Genomic DNA, 20,291 nt, shown 5'->3' with positions numbered 1-20,291 from the left:
GGTCATCAGCTCTTTTTCCCCGGCTTTTTGGGTTTCAGCTTTGGCGCACGGCAGGGCGCATCCCCAGCCTCGGCATCTTTTTCCTGCGCCACACCAGCCAGTGCGGCACTGGCCTCGATAAGCTCGTCTGTCAGGACCAGCCGAGCCTTACGCATATCATCCAGCGAAAGAGCCACTTCCTGCCCATCATCCAGACGGAGCAGGCCGTGCCCGTCACGCACGCCAAGAACAATCCCGGCAAAACGCTTACGCCCGTCAAGGGGAACATCCAGCTCCACCTTGGCCAGATGCCCTGCAAAACGCTCCCAATCCTTCGCACGGGTCAACGGACGGTCGATTCCGGCAGAAGAAACCTCCAGCATCCATGCGCCCGGTATTGGGTCATCCACATCCAGCACGGCCCCGACGGCGTGGCTGATCTGTTCGCAATCCTCAACACTGATGAGGGAGCCATCAGCACGATCTGCCATGACCTGCACGGTCGGCGTCTCATGACCGAGAACGGACAGACGCACCAGCTCGTACCCCATATCGGCGAGAGTCGGCGCAATCCTGTCCGCAATGCGTGCCTCAAGCCCGCTCAGACGGCGAATCCCATGGGTGCTTTCCCCATCATGAGGCGAAACGGACGGACCGGACTGGTCCGGCGATGTGGAAAAATGATCCAAAACAAAAAAGGCGGCCCGTCAGGGCCACCCCCCAAAAGAGCGGAAAGTGAAATCACTCTCCTGATACGACAGAGCAACCCTCAATGCAAGCATTTCCCACCGCACACGCTACTCCATAGAAGGAGAAACAGGCCCTCTCTTTTTCAGGTCTTGTTCTCCACTCACAAATGATGCGAGATGACCTTTATGGAACAGCCATCACCCACGCCAGAACCGCAGAAGCATACCCCATGGCGCCCCATCGCCATGATGGCGGCGGCTGTCGGGCTGGGAGGGGCTATGTTGGCCCTCAGCCATCACCCCGATCAGAGGCCGGCGCCACAGCCCAGCCCGCACCATGCCGAGCAGGCTGTCCCTATGGTGGAAGGGGCTATCACACTTTCCATGCTTCCCCCTGATGAAGCCGCCCGTGCCATTGCCCGTAGCGCATTCCCCGATCAGCAAAAACCGGCCCTTCTAGCAGCCTTAAAGGAAAACCGCATCCGCCTTGCAGCCCTCCCTCTGGCAGATGCTGAAGGCCAGACTGGCCAGAGCCTGACTGTCAGCGGAGCAGGCTTCAGTCAGCAGGTCATTCTGAGCCCCAAGGCTCAGGCTGTGCTCCTCCCCATCGCACAGGAAGGCATCATCACCCTGACCCGTACCAGCCCGGCAAAACTGGGACCGCTCTCCGTTGCAACCCTGAACATGTTCCGCAGCGTGGTGGTTCTGCCACCTCTCACTCAGGCCAGCCCTGCTCTCTCTGTTCCGGTCATCGTCCAATAGAAACAGCAGACCGGCTATCCATGAAAAGGGCTTGACCCCATCCCGGCCCGCCAGTGAAAACAGAGACCTTACTATCCGGCAACCATTCCTGTTCCATCACGGCAAGGCAGCAGCCCCTCATGATGAAATCTCTGATCCCCTGGCTCTCCCGCATGATGCCGCTGATGATGGCGGCCTTTCTCATTCTTGCGGCTGTCCAGCTGGCTCTGATGGTCCATATCTCACCATCTGCTCTACTTCACGGTTTTCTTGTCGCCGTAAACTGGGCCCGCCCCGGTTACCTGCCCGTAGGGATTGTCGGGCTTGCCCTCTCTCTTGCCGGGATGCTCTATTATCTCTCCTCCGAACGTCTGGCCCGCCACGGCCTGCGCCATAGAAAGAGTCTTCTCATGGATGTTCTCAGCCGCCTGACCAACCGTACCGCACTGGAAGAAATGCTGGCCCGCCAGCAGCGTGAGAGTACCATCAACGCCGAGGAACTGGCCGCTGCCCTGCGTGCCCGTGTCATTGGTCAGGATCAGGTCTGCGAGGATATTGCCCAGCAGCTGCGCCGCCGTCTGGCCCTCCAGAACCGTAACCGGCCTGTCGGCGTGTTCCTGCTGGCGGGCCCTCCCGGCACAGGCAAGACCTATCTGGCCAAGCAGATTTCCACCCAAACGGAACGCCCACTGCTCCATTTCGACATGACGCAGATGTCCAGCCCTCACGCAGCTACACAGCTTTTTGGTTCTCCTAAAGGCTATGTTGGCTCCGACACGTTCGGGCGGCTGACAGGCGGCCTCAAAGAACGTCCTGACGCTGTTGTTCTGCTGGATGAAATTGAAAAAGCACATCCTGATGTCTTCAAGAAGTTCCTCACCGCATGGAATGACGGTCATGTGACGGAAGCCTCCACTAACGAGCTGGTTCCCACCACACGAGCTATCTTCGTCCTGACATCCAACATTGCCACAGATGAGCTCAACGCCATCGCAGAACGCCTTGCTGACGAACCTGAAAAAATGCGTGCCGAATCGACCGAAGCTCTGCGCCGTGCCGGTTTTGCGCCAGAAGTCCTGAACCGTCTGGATCGCATCTTCGTCTTCCGTGCCCTGCGTGGACTGGACCTTGCCCGTGTGGCTGCCCTTGAAATCGAACATATGATCCGGGGTTACGGGTTGAATGTCGAAGCAGGCGGTATCGACCCGGCCCTGCTTTTTGAGATCCTCCAGCGGCAGCAGAAGCTCGGCAGCATGGCAAGTGCCCGTGATATTCTCCGCTCCATTGAGGACATGATCAGCGACAGCCTCATCACAGCTCGCCAGCAGGGGCGCACGCATGTCCACCTCATTATGTCCGATGAAGGTCATATCCGCGCCGAGACTAGCGAAGAACCACAGGAAAAAATGAACAAGGCGAGCCTGTGAAGACCCTTTTCAATGCATGTGCCGCCTTGTGGAAGCAGGCCCCCCTCTGGCGGCTCTGCTTCATTCTGGGCGTTGGCGGCGTGGCCATGGCAGCGTTCTTCCCTACAACAGGGCTGAAACACAAAATGCCATGGCTACCGGGAGAGGCCCCACACACAGGCAAAACACCTCATGCGGGGAGCCACGATTCCGACATGGATGCTCAAGGAGGGCCCGACAGAGGTCCTGCCGGACAGATGCCTATCCATCTGCAATATCCGAGCATGTCTGAAATCGTGAAAGACCACGTTACTCTAGGCGGCCACACGATGCCACTGCCTAGAGGCGAGTGGCATCCCATCCTTTCCGCCCAGATCAGTAACGATTCTCCACTCTCTTTTCTGGCACTGGTCCGCACACATCAGGGGGCCATCACTGGACTTATCATCGCACAGGCAACTCAGCAGCCCATCTCTTTGGATCAAGCGGGCAATGTCACCAGCATCTGTCACGATGACCGTAACTTCCTCAATCACAGCCTACCCGTTTCTCCCGCAGGAGAAGACTGCATAGGCTCTGGCACCGTTGTGATACAGGGCAATGACGTCAGTACGAATCCACTCATCAACCAGTCCATCGCACGCCTTCAGGCCCTTGGGGTGACACCCATTCCGCCCCTGTTTCTCGCCATACAGTGGCGCCATGTTGCCGCCACACCAGGAGGTCAGGCTCAGGTTGGCCTCATGGACACACTAATTCCACCGCTGGACCAACAGACACACCAACTTCTTGCTCCCATCCCTGCATGGGCCAAAGGCACCCCTACCCCCTATGCAGAAGCTAGAAATTTCCTGAACCAGATGCGGAGCTGGGCACTGGAATGGCAAAAGGCCCTGCAACTGGGTTTTGACAACCAGCTACAGGGCCATTCCATTCCACGGGACCCGTTGGCTCCCTAAGGGATTAATGATGCCCCTTGGCTACGACACGCCCCATGCGTTTCTCCGCCATGCGGGCGAGGCGCACGAAAGGCAGGCCAACCAGAAGATAAGCCAGACCAATCATCAGGCCCGTACCAATATAATCATAGTAAGTTGAGGAAAGCCGAATATAGGTCTGGCTCAGCTCCGTCAGCGTGATGACCGATACGAGAGAACTATCCTTCAATAACGCAATGAAGTCGTTCGTCATCACAGGCACTACCGTACGGAAAGCCTGCGGCACGATCACCAGACGGAGGGCCTGCATGTGGGTCATGTTCAGGGCAATGGCAGCTTCCATCTGGCCACGAGGAACGGACATGAGCCCCGCCCGATAATTCTCCGCCTCATAGGCCGCATAATTCAGCCCCAGTGACAGGACACCCGCTGCAAAAGGAGACAGTCTCAGACCAAAAGCAGGCAGGCCGTAGAAAATAAACAGCACCTGAATCAACAATGGGGTTCCCCGCACGACCTCCACATAAAGACCGGCCAGCCAACGCAGCGGGGCCATGCCGTAAGCCCGTGCCAGAGCCAGAATCAGCCCGACAGCCACAGCCAGAACCATAGCCAGAGCCGACACACCCAACGTCATCAGAGCACCGCTGAGCACCAGAGGTAGGAAGCTGACATAACGATGCACCATCGCCTTCACGCTGCTGCCAGACATCCGTTCCATCGTCTGGCGGTAATCCGCCCATGCAGTCGGCTTGATGTCCAATAAGGTCTGGTCGCCCGTGTAATCTGCCATCTGTGGCGTCCAAAGATTCCAGCGGGCTAGAATCTGATGGAGCGTCCCATCATTCATGAGATCGCCGAGAACGGAATCCACTGCATCACGCAAACCAGGATTATTCTTTGGAAAGGCAATTCCGTAGGCCACACGCCCGATAGGAGGGCCAACCAGCTTCAGATCATCAGCGAGATAATAAAGAGCAATCGGCTCATCAATCAGGATGGCATCCAGACGCCCGTTTTTCAGATCAGAAAAAAGATTCGTTTCCTCATCGTAGGAACGGACATTCGTAGGATCATGATCCAGAAGCAGACGTTCGGCAGCGGTGCTCTTGATGGTGCCGACCACATGGCCCTTCAGAGCCTCCAGCGTATCCAACCCCGTTTCATTCTTCCGCAGAACAATCCGGTCCACCGTCACATAATAAGGCCGGGAAAAGAGCACGGCGGCCTTATGCTCCGGCGTCATCTCGATGCCATCAATCACCAGAGCATAAAGGTCCCGTGAGAGGCCGGGAATGAGACCATCCCAGCCATTCTGCACGAACCGTCCATGACGCCCCATGCGGGCACTGATGGCCTGCATCAGGTCATACTCAAAGCCGGTCATCCGTCCTTCATGAGCCGGGTCATGAAAGACATACGGGACGTTGGCTTCACCATCCGAAGCCCATGGAAGGTCCCTATCATCCGTTGCACCGGGAACCCTGAGAGGCGCTACGGGGGCCGCAGGCGCTTTCGCCTGCTCCGCCACCATATCTTCTGCCAGTGCACGACCATCCAGCCCCGTGACATTCAAAAAACCACACAGGGCCAGAACCAGCGCCAAAACCACACGCTTCATCACCGTGCCCCCATCATCAAAGAAGTGTCCGCAGGAAGCGCCGTGTCCCCGGCTCACGCGGATTTGCAAACATCACGTCAGGATCGCCGCTTTCGACAATCTGCCCGGCTTCCATAAACAGAACCCTATCCGATGCGGCCCGTGCAAAGCGCATGTCATGGGTCACAACAAGCTGGGTCATCCCTTCGGCATCCAGCGCCCGCATGACGGACAGCACTTCTTCCGACAGCTCAGGGTCCAGTGCGGAGGTCGGTTCATCATACAGCATGACGGAGGGTTTCATCGCCAAAGCACGGGCAATCGCTGCACGCTGCTGCTGCCCACCAGAAAGGCGATCCGGATAACGGTTCTTCACCGCCACGAGGCCCACCTTCTCCAAAAGTTCGGACGCAATCTTATGCGCACGACCTTCATCCATGCGTTTCACCTGCATGGGGGCCAGCATGACATTTTCCAGCACCGTACGATGCGGAAACAGATTGAATGACTGGAAGACCATGCCCACATGCCCCCTCAGGCGGTGTGCTCTAGCCTCATCGGTACGATTCCACTGGCCTGTACTGGTCACGGTGACATCTTCCACCCGCACTTCACCAGCATCAGGATGTTCCAGAAAGTTAAGACAGCGCAGAAAAGTGGATTTCCCACAGCCAGATGGCCCGATGATGGAAATCAGCTCTCCCCGCTCTACATCCAGAGAAATCCCCCGCAGAATCTCATTTCCACCGAAGGACTTGGCGATATCGGTCGCCCTCAGCACCCAGTCAGTCAGTTCCGAACATCCTCCCGCACGCTACAGCGTAACATTTGTCACCCTGCAGTCATTCACCATTGCGCTTTCTAAACATAACCGCCCTTTAAGCAAAACATCCTTTTATGTATTTTCCCTTCAGCAACGCATATTTTATCCCCGAAACATCCCATGTCCCGCTCTGGGCCATACTGCTCCACATGAAACACACTCATGGCCCCTGTTCCTCCCGGCACGTCTTTCCCCTTTCTGACACTGGACCATGTAAAGCTGGAACGAGCCGGTCGCTGCCTGCTGCCTGACATTTCCCTGACATTGACCTCTGGCGAGGCCCTTATTCTGACAGGCCCTAACGGGACAGGAAAATCGTCCTTTCTCCGCCTTCTGGCAGGACTCTCTCCCTTAAGCGCCGGAACACTCACCCGTAAGGCAGACGTGGCATGGCTAGGGCCGGATGACGCCCTGAAGCCAACCCTCACGGTTGAACAGAATCTTCGCCTCTTTACCCCCCATGACACGGAAGCCATTCATACCGCTCTGAACCAACTGGGCCTGACGCATCTTCTGGACTGCCCCGTTCGTCTGCTCTCGCTAGGACAGAAACGCCGTGTAGCACTGAGCCGCCTTCTCCTGTCAGATGCCCCTCTATGGCTTCTGGATGAGCCCGCCAATGCGCTGGATACCGCCAGCTCCACCCTGCTGGAAGGCATATGCAGAGACCATCGGGCCCGAGGCGGGGCGCTCGTCATGGCCTCTCATACCTCTCTAGATATTCCCGGCAGCCATCATCTCATCTTTGGGAGAGCTCCTTCATATAACCCTTCCCCGGACAGGGATAATCCAACGCCCCGCTGGAGGCCTGCGGCGATACAACGCAGGTCATCCCCCTTCATGAGCCATCTCCGCCGTGAACTCTATCTTGCCTTCCGAAACAGGACAGACAATCTGACGGGTCTGCTCTTTCTCATCTTATGCGGTATCCTGTTTCCGCTTGCCCTTGGACCGACACCGGCACTGCTCCAACAAGCAGGACCGGGTATTCTGTGGGTCTGCACCCTGCTAGCGTGCCTATTGCCTCTGGAACGCCTCTATAATGCTGATGCTGATGATGGATCGCTGGATATTCTCCAAATCACCCTACATCCTGCACTCATCGCTCTGGGAAAAATCCTGATCCACTGGCTGACCAGCGGACTACCCATCATTCTGGCAACCCCCCTGCTTGCCATATTCTTCCAGCTACCGCTTGCGGCTCTGCCTGTTCTGCTCGGTAGCCTCACACTGGGGAGTCTGACACTAGCCTTCATCGGCGGCATGACGGCAGCCATCACGCTAGGCGCAAGGCGCAGTAACCTGTTGCTCCCTCTCCTGACACTACCTCTCATGACGCCCAGCCTCATTTTCGGCACGCTAGCCTGCACGACACCCGTAGGACCAACCTGCACAGCCAATCTCAGCCTACTGGCTGCCATCTTCCTTCTGGCTTTGCCGGGTTGCCCCCTTCTCGCCGGGGCCAGCCTGAGAGATGCCCGGTCCTGAAACGAAAAAAGCCGCCCCTTCTGAAGAAGGGACGGCTCTCATACAGCAACGGCACAAAGAAAACTCAGCCTTCGCCGTTCAGCTTCGCCACGAAATTTTCCAGCCAGTGAATGGTATATTCACCTTTCTGGAACTCCGGGTCTGCCAGAATTTTCTGATGCAGAGGAATAACGGTCTTCACACCCTCTACCACACATTCTGTCAGGGCCCGCTGCATACGGGTAATGGCCTGTGCTCGGGTCGGTGCATGGACGATCAGCTTGGCGATCATGCTGTCATAATAAGGCGGAACCTTATACCCAGCGAACAGCGCACTATCCATACGAACACCCAACCCACCCGGGGCATGGAACACTTTGACCTGACCGGGGTTAGGCGCAAATGTTTCCGAGTCTTCAGCATTAATGCGGCATTCAATAGAATGACCAGACATCACAATGTCTTCCTGCCGGTAGCTTAGCTTCTCACCCGCAGCAACACGAATCTGCTCCCGCACGAGGTCCACATCGCAGACCATTTCCGTCACCGGATGTTCCACCTGAAGGCGGGTATTCATCTCGATGAAGCAGAACTGACCATCCTGATAGAGGAACTCCAGCGTCCCGGCATTACGGTAGCCCATGCGTGACAGGGCATCCGTAACGGTCTTACCGATCTCATTACGCTGTTCTGGCGTGATGACAGGAGACCCGGCTTCTTCCAGCAACTTCTGATGACGGCGCTGAAGGGAGCAATCACGTTCCCCGAAATGCACGACATTGCCGTGCGTATCACCCATAATCTGAAGCTCGATATGACGGGGCTTATCGAGATATTTCTCCAGATAGACCTCATCATTACCAAAAGCAGCACGAGCCTCGGTACGGGCTACGCTCCACGCTTCTTCCAGCTCATCGGCGGTCTGAGCCACCTTCATACCACGGCCACCACCACCGGCAGCCGCCTTGATGAGCACAGGATAACCGACACGCTCGGCAACCTCACGGGCTTCCTCAAGATTCCGCAGCGCCCCGTCAGAACCGGGAACCAGCGGCACGCCAAGAGCCTCCATGGTGGTCTTGGCCGTAATCTTGTCGCCCATCATGCGGATATGTTCCGCCGTGGGACCGATAAAGGCGATGCCGTGTTCCTCTACCGTCTCGGCAAACTCCGCATTCTCGGAGAGGAAGCCATAACCGGGATGGATTGCCTCCGCCCCGGTGATGGTTGCGGCAGACAGAATAGCGGCCACATTCAGGTACGAATCACGGGAGCTTGGCGGCCCGATACAGACAGCCTCATCCGCCAGACGCACATGCATGGCATCAGCATCTGCCGTGGAATGCACGGCCACCGTCTTGATACCCATCTCACGGCAGGCGCGCAGCACCCGCAGAGCGATCTCGCCACGATTGGCAATCAGTATCTTGGAAAACATTACTCGATAATCGCCAATGTTGCCCCGAACTCAACCGGATCACCAGAGGCCACGCAATAGCGGACCAGCTTACCCGCACGGGGAGCCTTGATCTGGTTGAAGGTCTTCATCGCCTCGATGAGCATAATGGTCTGACCAGCTGCCACCTGAGCACCTTCCTGCACGAACGGCGGAGAGGACGGATCAGGCGTCAGATAAGCCACACCCACCATCGGGCTGGGAACAGCACCGGGATGAGAAGATGGATCTGCCGGTGCCACGGCCTCCTCCGCCACGGGGGCAGACGCCACCGCCTGAACGGGAGCGGCAGCCGAAGCAGCAGCCTGCACGGTCACATTACGGGCAACACGAAGGCGGCTGTCGCCTTCGGAAACTTCAATTTCGGTCAGGCCTGTATCCGTCAGGATATCGGCCAACGCCCGAATGGCCTCCTTGTCCACGAGCATACGGCTCATCCTTCATCCTCAATCATATCTGCCACCGCCTGCAGGGCATGGGCATAACCCCGTATCCCCAACCCGCAGATGACCCCACGGGCCGCCTGTGAAACATACGTATGGTGACGAAATGCTTCCCGGCGATGAATGTTAGACATATGCACCTCAATCACCGGCAACTCAACAGCCAGCAGCGCATCAAGCAAAGCAATTGATGTGTGACCATAAGCCGCAGGGTTGATGACGATACCGCTTGCACGGCCCCGGCACTCCTGTACCCATGACACAAGCTCCCCCTCGCCATTGGTCTGGCGGAAGTCGATCGTCACATCAAGCCGTTCCGCTGCCTGAAGGCACAGCTGCTCCACATCATCGAGTGTCGCTTCACCGTAGATCTCAGGCTGCCTCAGCCCCAGCATGTTCAGGTTCGGTCCATTCAGGACAGCAATAAGAGGTCGCTTCATCCGGACGGCTGATAGCACCTTCATATTCCCCAGGTAAAGCCACTCTTTTGAGGTAAAGACCATGTCCTCCCCACTGTTAGCCAATGCTTTACCATGAGGCTGGCATGTCCAGTCTAGTCCAATTGGCGAAATTGTGACACAATCCCCCTATCATCAACAGTATAGACGTGGATAGCATGAAAACCAGGCCCCACCCCGCTGCCCCTCAAAGAAACCTTCCCCTCGTGGGACAGCATGGAATGGCGCCTTTCACTTCATCACTCCGGAAGATTTCATTTACCTTTATCCATCTAATTTCCCTGAGTCTTCTATCATCTCCTTTTCTGGCCCAGCCTGCTATTGCTCATCGCTCATCCGATATTGCACAGGTCTCATCTTCCCTTCCTCCCGTCACAGAAAAAGGCCTTGCAAGCTGGTACGGTGATAAAAAACTGGCCGGTCGGCGCACTGCCAGCGGTGAGCGCTTCCACCCCGATGACCTGACCGCCGCCCACCCTTACCTACCTCTGGGCACGAAGCTGCTTATTCAGGCCCCCTCGACAGGGCGGTCCATCATTGTGCGGGTCAATGATCGTGGTCCTTTTGGCAGCAACAGAATCCTCGACCTCTCCAAAGGGGCTGCCGTCAGCCTGGGAATCATCCGGCGCGGGGTCAGCCAGATTACTGTCAGGGTTCTGCCCCGTAATGGGCTGCATCGGGCGTCTGATTTAGAAACGCTCGCCCGAAGCGCCCGCCCGAAAACGGAAACCATAGCCCGCCAGAACTGAAGCGCTGCTTCTTGTCAGAAATGACAAACTACTGGACTTTTTCGACTCAGGATGCCGTCTTCTTCACGGGCAGTCCCATTTCCTTACGGACAGTGCGGCGGTATCCCCGCTCCTCCAGCTCCGCATTCACTACAGCGCCGAACAGCACAACATAAGCGCTGACGAACAGCCACATCATAACGGCTGCTACAGCCCCTAACGGGCCATATGTTGTCCCATAGCTGGCGAAATGGGCCACATACCATGAAAAACCTATGGACACCCCAACCCAGAGCAAAGTCGCCACAAGTGCACCGGGGAAAATCCAGCGCCAGCAGGTCAGCCGGTCTCGACATGGGGCGATACGGTACAGCACGATAAGCGCCGTGAAGACAAAACACAGCATGATAGCCGGGGCCAGCCAATGCACCAGCACGGGCGTCCCCTGTTCCACCAGAAAATGGAGGGATGGCGGGATGCTGCTCATGGTCACCCCCACATAGCTCAAATAATGGGGCAGATAATCGACAATAGCAGGCGCAGCCACCATAAGAGCCAGCGTCAGACAGGCCCCGATGACGGCCATCAGGGTCGTGCCAAATGCCAGACATTGAAAATGGAAGAAGCCCCTCGTCTCCTTAGCATGATAGACAATATTCAGGGCGGATAGAATGGACTTGCTACTTGCCGTTACCGACCAAAGAGCAACCAGAACGGAGAAAACCAGCCCCAAGGTTAGAGAGGAATGGGGCTGGGTGACCAAAGTATGTATCCGGTCAAAGATCATGTCATAGGCAGCTGGCGGCAGAATATGCTTGATGACGTGCAGTTGGCCTTCCGCCGTCTGCACGTCAAAGGCCAGACCATAGACAGAAATCAAAGCCGTAAGGGCAGGAAAGAGCGAGAGCGTTGCATAGAATGCACAGCCCGCAGCACTAAGGGATGTCTGGCTGTCTCCGCTATTTGTCAGAATCTGACGTATCGCCGCTATCCAGCCGGTGGGCGGCGGGGGAGCATCCTGTGGCATCTCGGTCATTTCGGGCACGGGGTGCGCTATTCCTCTCCCTGTCCTGCCGCGACATGGTCACGGCCTGATGATTATACTTTCTCCAGTTCGGCCTGAATCCGATTCCAGCGTTCAATATTACCCTGAGCATCCTTGACGAAAGCAGATTTTTTCACTCCGCCGAGGAAGATACGCTGCATCAGCCGTCCCAGACCACGGGTAGGGCGCTCAAACTGAATGAACAGAATGCCGCGCACCTCATCAGTATTGTTCTGCACGGTATGACGATAGGTGTCATCAAAAATGAACAACCTGCCCTCATCCCAGTGCAGCGTGTCGTCTGCAACTTTGATCCAGCAATTATCACGATCTTTCGGAACGCCCAACCCCAGATGTGCGTTCAACATCCCTTTGGTAACCCCATTATGAGGCGGAATCTCACCACCGGGCTCCAGAACAGAGAACAGCGCCGAACAAAGGCCGGGAATACCCGCCACAAGCTGAGCCGTTATAGGAGCTTTGGCGCAATTTTCCGGTACACGAATGCCATAGCCATACAAGAAGAAGGACTTCCACCGATTATCCGGCGCAATCCGTTCATGATCAGGCGAAAGCTCCCGCAGAGGCGGCACAGCATTACGCTCTGCCATAATGGCCTGAAACTCTTTCTGTATGAGAGGAGCGGCTTTCTCCAATGCGGCAACCCATGGAAACAGCCTGTTATCCAGCAGAGACGTATTGGGAACCAAAGACCCCTTGGCAATCAGGTCATTAAACCAAGGACGTAGCGCCTTTCCTACCCGTACCAAAAGGGGCCGTTTCTTTTTTTCCTTACAACCCGCGCTCATATGCCATCAAACTCCCGAACAACAGATTAACCCAATCTTTGCGAATCATTTATCTGTTACCAAAATATTTTTAGGGATGAAAACAGGCAGGGCCGCTCATAGCCTCATAGCTAGGCCACGGCATATTACCTTGACACCGCCAGACATTTTGTGAGCGCAAAAATCACGCTCTACCCCATGATAGGCACCACGCAGTCATCAGTCAGAGAAATACCGTACAAACCAGCCGTCTTTCGGTAATCACTCTACTGCGCCCCAGAGACGGCCTTCAGATTTTCCTTGCATTTCAGGGCAATATGGGTTCTTTCACGCACTTCACGCAGCAACGCACGTGCCACTGGCCCTTCATGCGGTTACGCAACGACGTCAAGCGTTCTGGCTTCCGTACGTCCCCCTCAGGGGCAGGCGGAACTTCGCCGGTCCGTTCGACCGTTTCGCAACATCTTCCCTGCAAACAGGACAGGGAAGACTTTCAGGGAACGTGAGTCTCATGACCCCAAAAATCGCCCAGTTCCTCGCCGAACAGAAACCGGCTACCCCCTGCCTTGTCGTGGACCTCGCCTGCGTACGCACGCAGTACCACGCCCTGCATGGTGCCCTTCCCTCATCCCGAATCCATTATGCCGTGAAGGCCAATCCGGCACCGGCCATCCTCAAAGAACTGCACGCTCTTGGCTCGTTCTTTGATATTGCCTCCCCCGGTGAGATTGATATCTGCATGAAGGCAGGCATCCCGGCGCAGAAAATGTCCTTCGGCCATACCGTCAAAAACGTGCGGTCCATTGCCTACGCCCACCAGAAGGGCCTGACACTCTATGCCTTCGACTGCATTGAGGAGCTGGAAAAACTGGCAGAACATGCCCCCGGCTGTGAGGTCTTCTGCCGCCTTGGTGTCGTCAATACCGGCGCACAATGGCCCCTCTCCCGCAAGTTCGGCACCACACCGGAGAGCGCCTTCACCCTGCTGCAGAAAGCCCGTGAGCTGGGCCTGAAGCCGGTTGGTCTTTCCTTCCATGTCGGCAGCCAGCAGACCAATACAGAAGCCTATGGTGATGCCATCGCTCAGGCTGCCGATGTCTATCACCGACTCCAGAAACAGGGCATTACGCTGGAGTTCATTAATATGGGCGGTGGATTCCCGACCTATTATAACAGCCCCATCCCCAGCATCGACCAGTTCGGGCAGTCCATCTCAAAGGCCATGAAGGCCCATTTCCCCGATGGTGCCCCCCGCATCCTGCTGGAGCCGGGCCGTTACATGGTCGGCAGTGCCGGAGTCGTACATACCGAGGTCGTGCTGGCCAGCAAACGGGGCGGTAGCGAGACAGACCCCCGCTGGATTTATCTGGATATCGGGCGTTTTGGCGGCCTTGCGGAAACAGAAGGTGAATCCATCCGCTACGCCTTTCAGACTCCCCATGATGACACCACAACAGGCACATCACCCTGCATTCTGGCAGGACCAAGCTGCGACAGCATGGATGTGCTCTATGAGAAGAACCTCATCACCCTGCCGGAAGAACTGAAGGCTGGGGACAGGATCAACATTCTGGCCACCGGAGCTTACGTTTCCACTTACTGTTCCACCGGCTTCAACGGCTTCCCGCCACTGGACGAACATTATATCTGACCCTTAGAGCAAAAAGCTGGCCCGATTGATCCTGAAACTCGGGCCAGCTTCCCCCTTTCAGGCCTCCGTGCCTTCAAGAGACTGCAACGCAACCAGACGGTGATAGGCCCCATCCGGGCGGGCCATCAGCCCTTCATGCGTGCCGTCCTCAATGATTCGCCCCTGCTCGAACACCAGAATCCGATCCAGATCCCGCACGGTGGCAAGGCGATGCGCCACGACCAGCACGGTGCGATGTTCCATCAGGCGGGCCATGGCCTCCTGAACCAGCATTTCCGACTCTGAATCGAGGCTTGCGGTTGCCTCATCAAAAATCACAATGGGCGCATCGACCAGAAAGGCCCGGGCAATCGCTACACGCTGACGCTCACCACCGGAGAGCTTCACGCCACGCTCTCCGACCAGCGTATCATACCCCTCTGGCAGACGAGCGATGAACGCATCCGCATTCGCCATGCGGGCCGCTTCCATAATCTCCTCACGAGAGGCATCCGGCCGCCCATAGGCGATATTCTCTGCCAATGTCCGATGGAACAGCATGGGCTCCTGCGGAACAAGCGCAATCTGCCGCCGTAAACTCTGCTGCGTGACATGGGCGATATCCTGCCCATCAATCAAGATGCTGCCCTCATTCACATCATACAAACGCTGAAGAAGCCTCGTCAGTGTCGTTTTGCCCGAACCGGACGCCCCGACCAGTGCCACACGGCTCCCCGCCGCAATCTTCAGGGACAAATTCTGATAAATCGGCTTCTCCTGAGACGGATAGCGGAATGTCACGCCCGTCAGGTCAATCGCCCCAGCCTTCACTTCAAGCACCGCCGCATCGGGCACATCCTGAATAGCCGGTTCGGTCGAGAACAGCCCGACAAGTTCTTCCATCTCATTGACGGAACGCTGAACCTGACTCACCTGCTGCCCAAGGTCCCGCAGATAGCCCTGAATGAGGAACATCATCGTCAGCACATAGGCCACGTCCCCCGGCCCGGCCACACCACGCCACCAGAGCAGCACCGCCAGACCGATCATCACCACACGCATCAGCAGCGTATAGGAAGCCTGAAAATTGGCGCTGTTCGTGCCCCGGTACCAGCTATAATAGGTCTTCTCCGCCCATGTCCGGGCTACGGAATGGAGATGATCTTCTTCCCGTTCCTCTGCGCCAAAACTTTTCACAACGGCATTGCAGGTAACGGCATCACCCAGCACGGCCCCCATTCTGGAATCCCATTCATTAGAGACCCGGGCCGTGGGTGCCACATAGCGGAGCGCCAGCCAGATGGAGATACAGGCAAACAGGCCAACCATCACGGCCAGCACCAGCCCCATGAGCGGCGCCCGCACCAGAAGCACCAGTGTCGTTCCTAAAAGGACCAGAACTTCCGGGGCAATCAGCAGGAGAAGCGTGTCATCCAGCGTATCAATCGCCCAGATACCACGGGTGACACGCCGCACGGTGGACCCAGCAAAATTATTGGCGTGCCAGTCGGATGAGAAGCGTTGCACGCGGGCAAAAGCATCATCCAGCACCCGGCGCATGACGGCAAGACTGAGCCGACTGATCCCCAGATAGGAAGAACGCCGCCCCATAACCCCCACCAGCCCCAGAACCAGCAGTCCGCTGACCATCAGCGTGGCATCATGCAACAGAGCGCCCCGCTCCCCCTCTACTGGAGCAGTGGACACATCACCGACCAGACGCCCCGCCAGCAGCGGCGTGCAGATATCCGCCACCGTTGCCAGTGCCACGCCCCCCAGAGTCCGGGCCAACATGGCCGGATGCTCCACCCAGCGCACAGCCACAAACCGCAGCACCTCGCCAAAGGAAAGTTTTTTCACCCTGTCCTGCCTGTCTTTACCCTCTGCCACGTTCATCCATTCCCTTCATCAGTCCCGACAGGACCAGTCCGTACCTGACCGCCCTGCTTGAAGAAAACACCAACTCGCCCTAGGAACAGGCAAGCATTTTCCCCATAACGGCCGGACCATCCATCACTCATGGCTTCTTCCAGCACGCCCCGTACACGCACGACCAAGACCCAGCCCCGCATGAGCCTGAAAGCCGTCCGGGCTTTCCTGACCGCACTGGACAAGGCCCACCCGGATGCCCGCAGCGAACTGATCTATCACAACACGTTCGAGCTGCTCGTCAGTGTCGTGCTTTCTGCACAGGCAACGGATGTCTCTGTCAACAAGGCCACCCGTGCCCTGTATGAAGAAGCCCCCGACCCCGCCAGCATGGCCGCACTGGGCGAGGACGGCATTGCCCAGCATATCCGCACCATAGGGCTCTGGCGCTCCAAAGCCCATAATGTCGCCCTGCTCTGCCAGCAGCTTCTGGAAAAGCATGGCGGACAGGTTCCCGACACCCGTGAAGCGCTGGAAGCCCTGCCCGGCGTAGGCCGGAAAACGGCCAATGTTGTGCTCAACATCGCCTTCGACCAGCCAACCATGGCTGTAGATACCCATATTTTCCGTCTCGGCAACCGTACGGGCCTTGCTCCCGGCAAAACGGTCCGTGCCGTGGAGGATGAGCTGGTCCGCCGCATCCCCAAGGAAATGCTCCGCCCGGCCCATCACTGGCTCATCCTTCATGGCCGTTATGTCTGCAAGGCCCGCACGCCAGAATGCTGGCGCTGCCCTGTCACGGAATGGTGCCTCTATAAAGAGAAGAACAAGATACCGCCCAAACGCTAAGCGCAACACCATCAGCGACACCCAGAAAAAGGCCTTCACAATGAAGGCCTTTATTTTACCACAAAACTCTATAAAAGACTTAAATATTCCCAAATCGATGTTTTAACCATGAGATAAACCATGACATCGCCTGCACTGGACGAGACAGCCATCGTTTTCGGCACGGATGGTACAGACCTCTGGGCCACGCTCTGCGCCATCCAGTCCGTCATGGATCACAACCCCCATGCAAGGCTGAATTTCCACATACTCCACACCAGCATCCAGCCTGCCCTTCAGCTCATCCTCAGCGACCTGTTCCAGACAGACCACAGCAATCTGACCTTTCATGATGTCAGCCAGAAGGTCAGCGCCCTGCGCCTGCATACCCATCAGAGATGGCGAACAGACTGTTTCTATCGCTGCTACCTTCCCGTCCTCTTTCGGGACAATCCCTATATTCTCTGGCTGAACAATGCCCTGCTGGTCACCGGGTCACTCGCTCCCTTGCTGAATCGCTTTCCACAAACAACCGGGCTAGGGGCCGTTGCCGATCCCGTTGCCCAGATACTCCGCCAGCACAAGGTGCCCATCCACACATTGCTGGGTGATGCTCCTGCCACAGGGCTGCCAGACACCACCCTGCCCCATTATACCCGTCACCATCTCTGCCTCTCCCGGCCAGAAGATTATTTTAACAGCAACATGCTCCTGATCCGGCCCCGCCTGATCTCACCCACCCAGATCAACCGCTGTTTCACTCTCGCCACACGGCCCTATCTCTGCCCCGGCACGGACATTCTCAATCAGGTCTTTCACGACCATGTCCATATCCTGCCAGAACGCTGGAACTTCATGACGGGAAAACTGACAGAAAATCTCTGTCTCCACCTTCCAGACCACTGGAAAAAACGCCGGGAAAAGGAACGGGTGAAACGCTGCATCCTCCAGTTTCCTGAAGGGGCAAAGCCATGGGAGGACACCACACTGCCCGGTGCCAGCCACTATCAGCGGCTCTCAGCCACGCTGGAAAAGCGCCTCAGCCGCATCACCCCGCCCCTGATCCGCACCCTGTGCAGCAGCTGACGCAGCCTCTCACTCCTCTTTCGCCAGCGGGAACGGCGCCACGCTCTGGAATCCCTCATCCTCTGTCCAGAAACGCTTTCCCTGCATCATCCTGTCCGACAGCAGCCTGATTCCGTTCCGGCCTTCATCATAGACTGCCCAGCTCCCTTCCCGCCGCATGTCGGTAGCCCCCAACTGTCGGACAGAGGGACATAACGGATGCTGGGCCCCCATGCGTATTTCCAGAACAACATTTCGGCATGGCACGTCCTGCACGTCATCCGGTCCCTCTGCACCACGCCACAGAATGGTCTGCCCTGCCCTCAGCGAAAACCGGCAGATACCCGCTTCGCAGACCGGCGTGCCAACGCCCTGCGCCTTCCAGCCAAAGGCACGCTGCATTTCCTGCCGGACCAACCCGTTACCGGGCCGCCCCTCCATCACCCGCATTCCTCCGGCCTGTCGAAGGGCCAGAATATGTCCCTGCTCCACCAGAAGCATCACGGGCCGGTCGATGAGCCAGACCGCCACCAAGGCCCCCACTATCAGCACCATACCGGCAGACCGTCCCCAGCCTCGCCACAGGCACAATATCGTCAGGCCCAGCATGTACAGCCCCACAACCCATGCCGGAAAAGACGGGACAGGCCATGACGCCAGAGGAGCTGCTGCAACATGTGCCGCCAGCCAGCCAATCAACCGGATACCCCATCCCATCACATGCAACGGCAGAACCGACAGGCCAAACGGCATCAACAACAGAGCCACCAGCCCGGCGGGCATCACCCAAACCCCCATCAGCGGTACAGCCACAATATTGGCCACCACAAACCACGGCTGAAACGCTCCAAAATACGCCATGCTGAGCGGCAAGGTCGCCAGACCTGCCAGCAGGGAGGTCATGGTCAGGGACGCCAGAAATGTCCCTCCCCGCTGCCATATCGTCCTTCCCTGTCTCTCATATCTCTCCCTGCTGAACGACAAATTCCGCAGGGTTTCGTAACCGGCCATCAGGGCCATCACGGCGGCAAAGGACATCTGAAATGATACATCCAGCACCAGAACGGGAGACATGACTTCCAGCGCCAGACAGATAAGAGCCAGTCCCCGCATGGAGACCGCCCGCCGCCCCAGCAGCAACGCCAGAACACTCAATCCCGCCAGACCCAGAGCACGCAAACCCGGCACATGCAGCCCTGTCAGCACCACATAACCCGCTCCTGCACATAAAGACACAAACAGGGCGACTTCACGACAAGGCCAGTAGGCAGAAAGCCGTTGGGACAGACTCAGGCAGCGCCGTGTCACGGTAAAGACCATCCCCATGACGAACCCCAGATGCAGCCCCGCCACAGCCAGAAGATGCGCCAGACCAGATGCCGCATAATTTTGCCTTGCCCCGGCAGAAAGACGGCCCGTTTCCCCACATAATATGGCCGCCGCCACGGCCCCTTCCTGCCCCGGCAGAGCCTTTTCAATGCTTATGGCGACAGTTTGACGCAGGCGGGTCGTCCAGACGGACATCCCATGCCCGCCTCCATCTTCATGAAGGCGCTGCGGGGGCGACAGTGCCATACCGGCCCCCGCCCGTCCGTCAAACCATGCCGCTCTCTGCCCGTCACGTCCTCCCGGCCAGAGCGGAACAGACGGTGATCGCAGGAGAGCACGCAGCCTGACAGACTGCCCCATCACCAGCCCATCCAAAGCATCCTCCTGTCCGGCCTTGGGCCGAAAGGTGACGATCACACGCCGCCGCAAGGGAGTCATCCCCACCCACCAGGGGGATTCAAACACGGCATCATCCAGCCCGATACGCCAGCCCGCCTTCTGCCCCTCATGCTGCGCTGCCACAGGCTCCAGCTCTGCCAGATGGCCTTTCACCCAGACAGCTTCCAAAGGCAAAAGCGGCATGAGCGGCTGACGATGAGCCTGCCCGTAAGCCAGCAGAAAGCCCAACCCTACCATCAGCAGCCCACCACCCAGAACACACCCCAGAAGCTGACCATGCGCTGCCCGTTCCGTCACCGCCTCCACCCGCCCGCTCCAGACCAGCAGGGCAAGACCTGCCCCCAGCATAAGCGCTATCAGCAGGTAGAGTTCCCATGAAGGTTCAGTCGGCAAGGCGAAATAACCCGCAATGCCCAGAGCCATGCCCACGGGCAACCAGCAGGTCAGGCGGCGGCCCTGCCGGGCCAGCCCCGACATCATCATCCTGACCATCACACGCCCCATGCCCCATTTCTGACACAGCTTCCTGAACGGCAGGCCGGTCCACAAGGGCCGCACTCTATGCTAAAACCCATGATGACACATTGAAGTGGATAGCCCGCCCCAACCC

Annotated in this window: 18 protein-coding genes and 1 pseudogene; 9 read left to right on the top strand and 10 right to left on the bottom strand. The window is 57.6% G+C overall.

Annotated features, from left to right (window positions below; genetic code table 11):
• Positions 1–5 precede the first annotated feature (5 nt).
• On the bottom strand, positions 6–593 hold the full coding sequence (rimP, locus tag NQF86_RS00585; protein ID WP_266116409.1) for a ribosome maturation factor RimP: 588 nt from the start codon (positions 591–593) through the stop codon (positions 6–8).
• 261 nt (positions 594–854) lie between these two features.
• Here rimP and NQF86_RS00580 point away from each other — a divergent pair, with 261 nt between their 5' ends.
• The 3 genes from NQF86_RS00580 (at position 855) to NQF86_RS00570 (ending at position 3,774) form a co-directional block, all read left to right on the top strand.
• A complete protein-coding gene (locus NQF86_RS00580; RefSeq protein WP_266115685.1) occupies positions 855–1,430 on the top strand; it encodes a hypothetical protein in 576 nt (191 codons plus the stop codon).
• Positions 1,431–1,552: 122 nt separating this feature from the next.
• Complete coding sequence (locus NQF86_RS00575; protein ID WP_266116408.1) at positions 1,553–2,836, top strand: AAA family ATPase; 1,284 nt, start codon at positions 1,553–1,555, stop codon at positions 2,834–2,836.
• Positions 2,833–3,774, top strand: a complete 942-nt coding sequence (locus NQF86_RS00570) for a hypothetical protein (RefSeq protein WP_266115684.1) — start codon at positions 2,833–2,835, stop codon at positions 3,772–3,774. Before NQF86_RS00575 ends, NQF86_RS00570 begins: the two co-directional genes overlap by 4 nt.
• Positions 3,775–3,778: 4 nt before the next feature.
• Here NQF86_RS00570 and NQF86_RS00565 read toward each other — a convergent pair whose 3' ends face one another.
• Together NQF86_RS00565 and NQF86_RS00560 are read right to left on the bottom strand one after the other, a co-directional pair.
• Positions 3,779–5,287: an ABC transporter substrate-binding protein/permease gene (locus tag NQF86_RS00565; protein ID WP_266116407.1), complete on the bottom strand. Its 1,509-nt coding sequence runs from the start codon at positions 5,285–5,287 to the stop codon at positions 3,779–3,781.
• A gap of 103 nt (positions 5,288–5,390) precedes the next feature.
• Positions 5,391–6,134 carry an amino acid ABC transporter ATP-binding protein gene (locus NQF86_RS00560; RefSeq protein ID WP_266115683.1) on the bottom strand — a complete coding sequence of 248 codons (744 nt, stop codon included), beginning with the start codon at positions 6,132–6,134 and terminating at the stop codon, positions 5,391–5,393.
• Positions 6,135–6,338: 204 nt separating this feature from the next.
• Here NQF86_RS00560 and ccmA point away from each other — a divergent pair.
• Positions 6,339–6,890 (top strand): annotated as a pseudogene (ccmA, locus tag NQF86_RS00555) (heme ABC exporter ATP-binding protein CcmA); the annotation flags it as partial.
• Positions 6,891–7,016: 126 nt separating this feature from the next.
• Positions 7,017–7,664, top strand: coding sequence for a heme exporter protein CcmB (ccmB, locus tag NQF86_RS00550; protein WP_266116406.1), 648 nt, complete (start codon positions 7,017–7,019; stop codon positions 7,662–7,664).
• 64 nt (positions 7,665–7,728) lie between these two features.
• Here the strand turns inward: ccmB and accC are convergent, their stop codons facing one another.
• The 3 genes from accC to aroQ are packed head-to-tail and all read right to left on the bottom strand — an operon-like array spanning position 7,729 to position 9,982.
• Positions 7,729–9,081 (bottom strand): acetyl-CoA carboxylase biotin carboxylase subunit, encoded by a 1,353-nt coding sequence (gene accC, locus NQF86_RS00545; RefSeq protein ID WP_266115682.1) that lies wholly within the window; start codon positions 9,079–9,081, stop codon positions 7,729–7,731.
• On the bottom strand, positions 9,081–9,536 hold the full coding sequence (locus NQF86_RS00540) for an acetyl-CoA carboxylase biotin carboxyl carrier protein (protein ID WP_266115681.1): 456 nt from the start codon (positions 9,534–9,536) through the stop codon (positions 9,081–9,083). Before NQF86_RS00540 ends, accC begins: the two co-directional genes overlap by 1 nt.
• A complete protein-coding gene (gene aroQ / locus NQF86_RS00535) occupies positions 9,533–9,982 on the bottom strand; it encodes a type II 3-dehydroquinate dehydratase (RefSeq protein ID WP_266115680.1) in 450 nt (149 codons plus the stop codon). The genes NQF86_RS00540 and aroQ overlap by 4 nt, the downstream gene beginning before the upstream one ends.
• Positions 9,983–10,221: 239 nt before the next feature.
• Between aroQ and NQF86_RS00530 the strand changes: the two genes are divergently transcribed.
• A complete protein-coding gene (locus NQF86_RS00530) occupies positions 10,222–10,749 on the top strand; it encodes a septal ring lytic transglycosylase RlpA family protein (RefSeq protein WP_266115679.1) in 528 nt (175 codons plus the stop codon).
• A gap of 46 nt (positions 10,750–10,795) precedes the next feature.
• Here NQF86_RS00530 and NQF86_RS00525 read toward each other — a convergent pair whose 3' ends face one another.
• Together NQF86_RS00525 and NQF86_RS00520 are read right to left on the bottom strand one after the other, a co-directional pair.
• Positions 10,796–11,764: a YihY/virulence factor BrkB family protein gene (locus NQF86_RS00525; protein ID WP_266116405.1), complete on the bottom strand. Its 969-nt coding sequence runs from the start codon at positions 11,762–11,764 to the stop codon at positions 10,796–10,798.
• A 62-nt stretch (positions 11,765–11,826) separates the two neighbouring features.
• Positions 11,827–12,582 (bottom strand): aspartyl/asparaginyl beta-hydroxylase domain-containing protein, encoded by a 756-nt coding sequence (locus tag NQF86_RS00520; RefSeq protein WP_266115678.1) that lies wholly within the window; start codon positions 12,580–12,582, stop codon positions 11,827–11,829.
• A gap of 490 nt (positions 12,583–13,072) precedes the next feature.
• Between NQF86_RS00520 and NQF86_RS00515 the strand changes: the two genes are divergently transcribed.
• Positions 13,073–14,212 (top strand): type III PLP-dependent enzyme, encoded by a 1,140-nt coding sequence (locus NQF86_RS00515; RefSeq protein WP_323670744.1) that lies wholly within the window; start codon positions 13,073–13,075, stop codon positions 14,210–14,212.
• Positions 14,213–14,269: 57 nt separating this feature from the next.
• On the opposite strand, the gene NQF86_RS00510 is transcribed toward NQF86_RS00515, so the two are convergent.
• The gene (locus tag NQF86_RS00510; protein ID WP_266115676.1) at positions 14,270–16,087 is read right to left on the bottom strand and encodes an ABC transporter ATP-binding protein; all 1,818 of its coding nucleotides are present in this window, start codon (positions 16,085–16,087) and stop codon (positions 14,270–14,272) included.
• 123 nt (positions 16,088–16,210) lie between these two features.
• On the opposite strand from NQF86_RS00510, the gene nth reads away from it, so the two are divergent.
• The gene (gene nth / locus NQF86_RS00505; protein WP_407652826.1) at positions 16,211–16,909 is read left to right on the top strand and encodes an endonuclease III; all 699 of its coding nucleotides are present in this window, start codon (positions 16,211–16,213) and stop codon (positions 16,907–16,909) included.
• 120 nt (positions 16,910–17,029) lie between these two features.
• Positions 17,030–17,974 carry a glycosyltransferase gene (locus NQF86_RS00500; protein WP_266115675.1) on the top strand — a complete coding sequence of 315 codons (945 nt, stop codon included), beginning with the start codon at positions 17,030–17,032 and terminating at the stop codon, positions 17,972–17,974.
• A 9-nt stretch (positions 17,975–17,983) separates the two neighbouring features.
• Here NQF86_RS00500 and NQF86_RS00495 read toward each other — a convergent pair whose 3' ends face one another.
• Positions 17,984–20,185: a ComEC/Rec2 family competence protein gene (locus NQF86_RS00495; protein WP_266115674.1), complete on the bottom strand. Its 2,202-nt coding sequence runs from the start codon at positions 20,183–20,185 to the stop codon at positions 17,984–17,986.
• Between the last annotated feature and the right edge of the window lie 106 nt (positions 20,186–20,291).

The sequence above is a fragment of the Bombella pluederhausensis genome (assembly GCF_026385525.1).
Lineage (GTDB): Bacteria > Pseudomonadota > Alphaproteobacteria > Acetobacterales > Acetobacteraceae > Bombella > Bombella pluederhausensis.
This window is presented reverse-complemented; position numbering and strand designations above follow the sequence as displayed.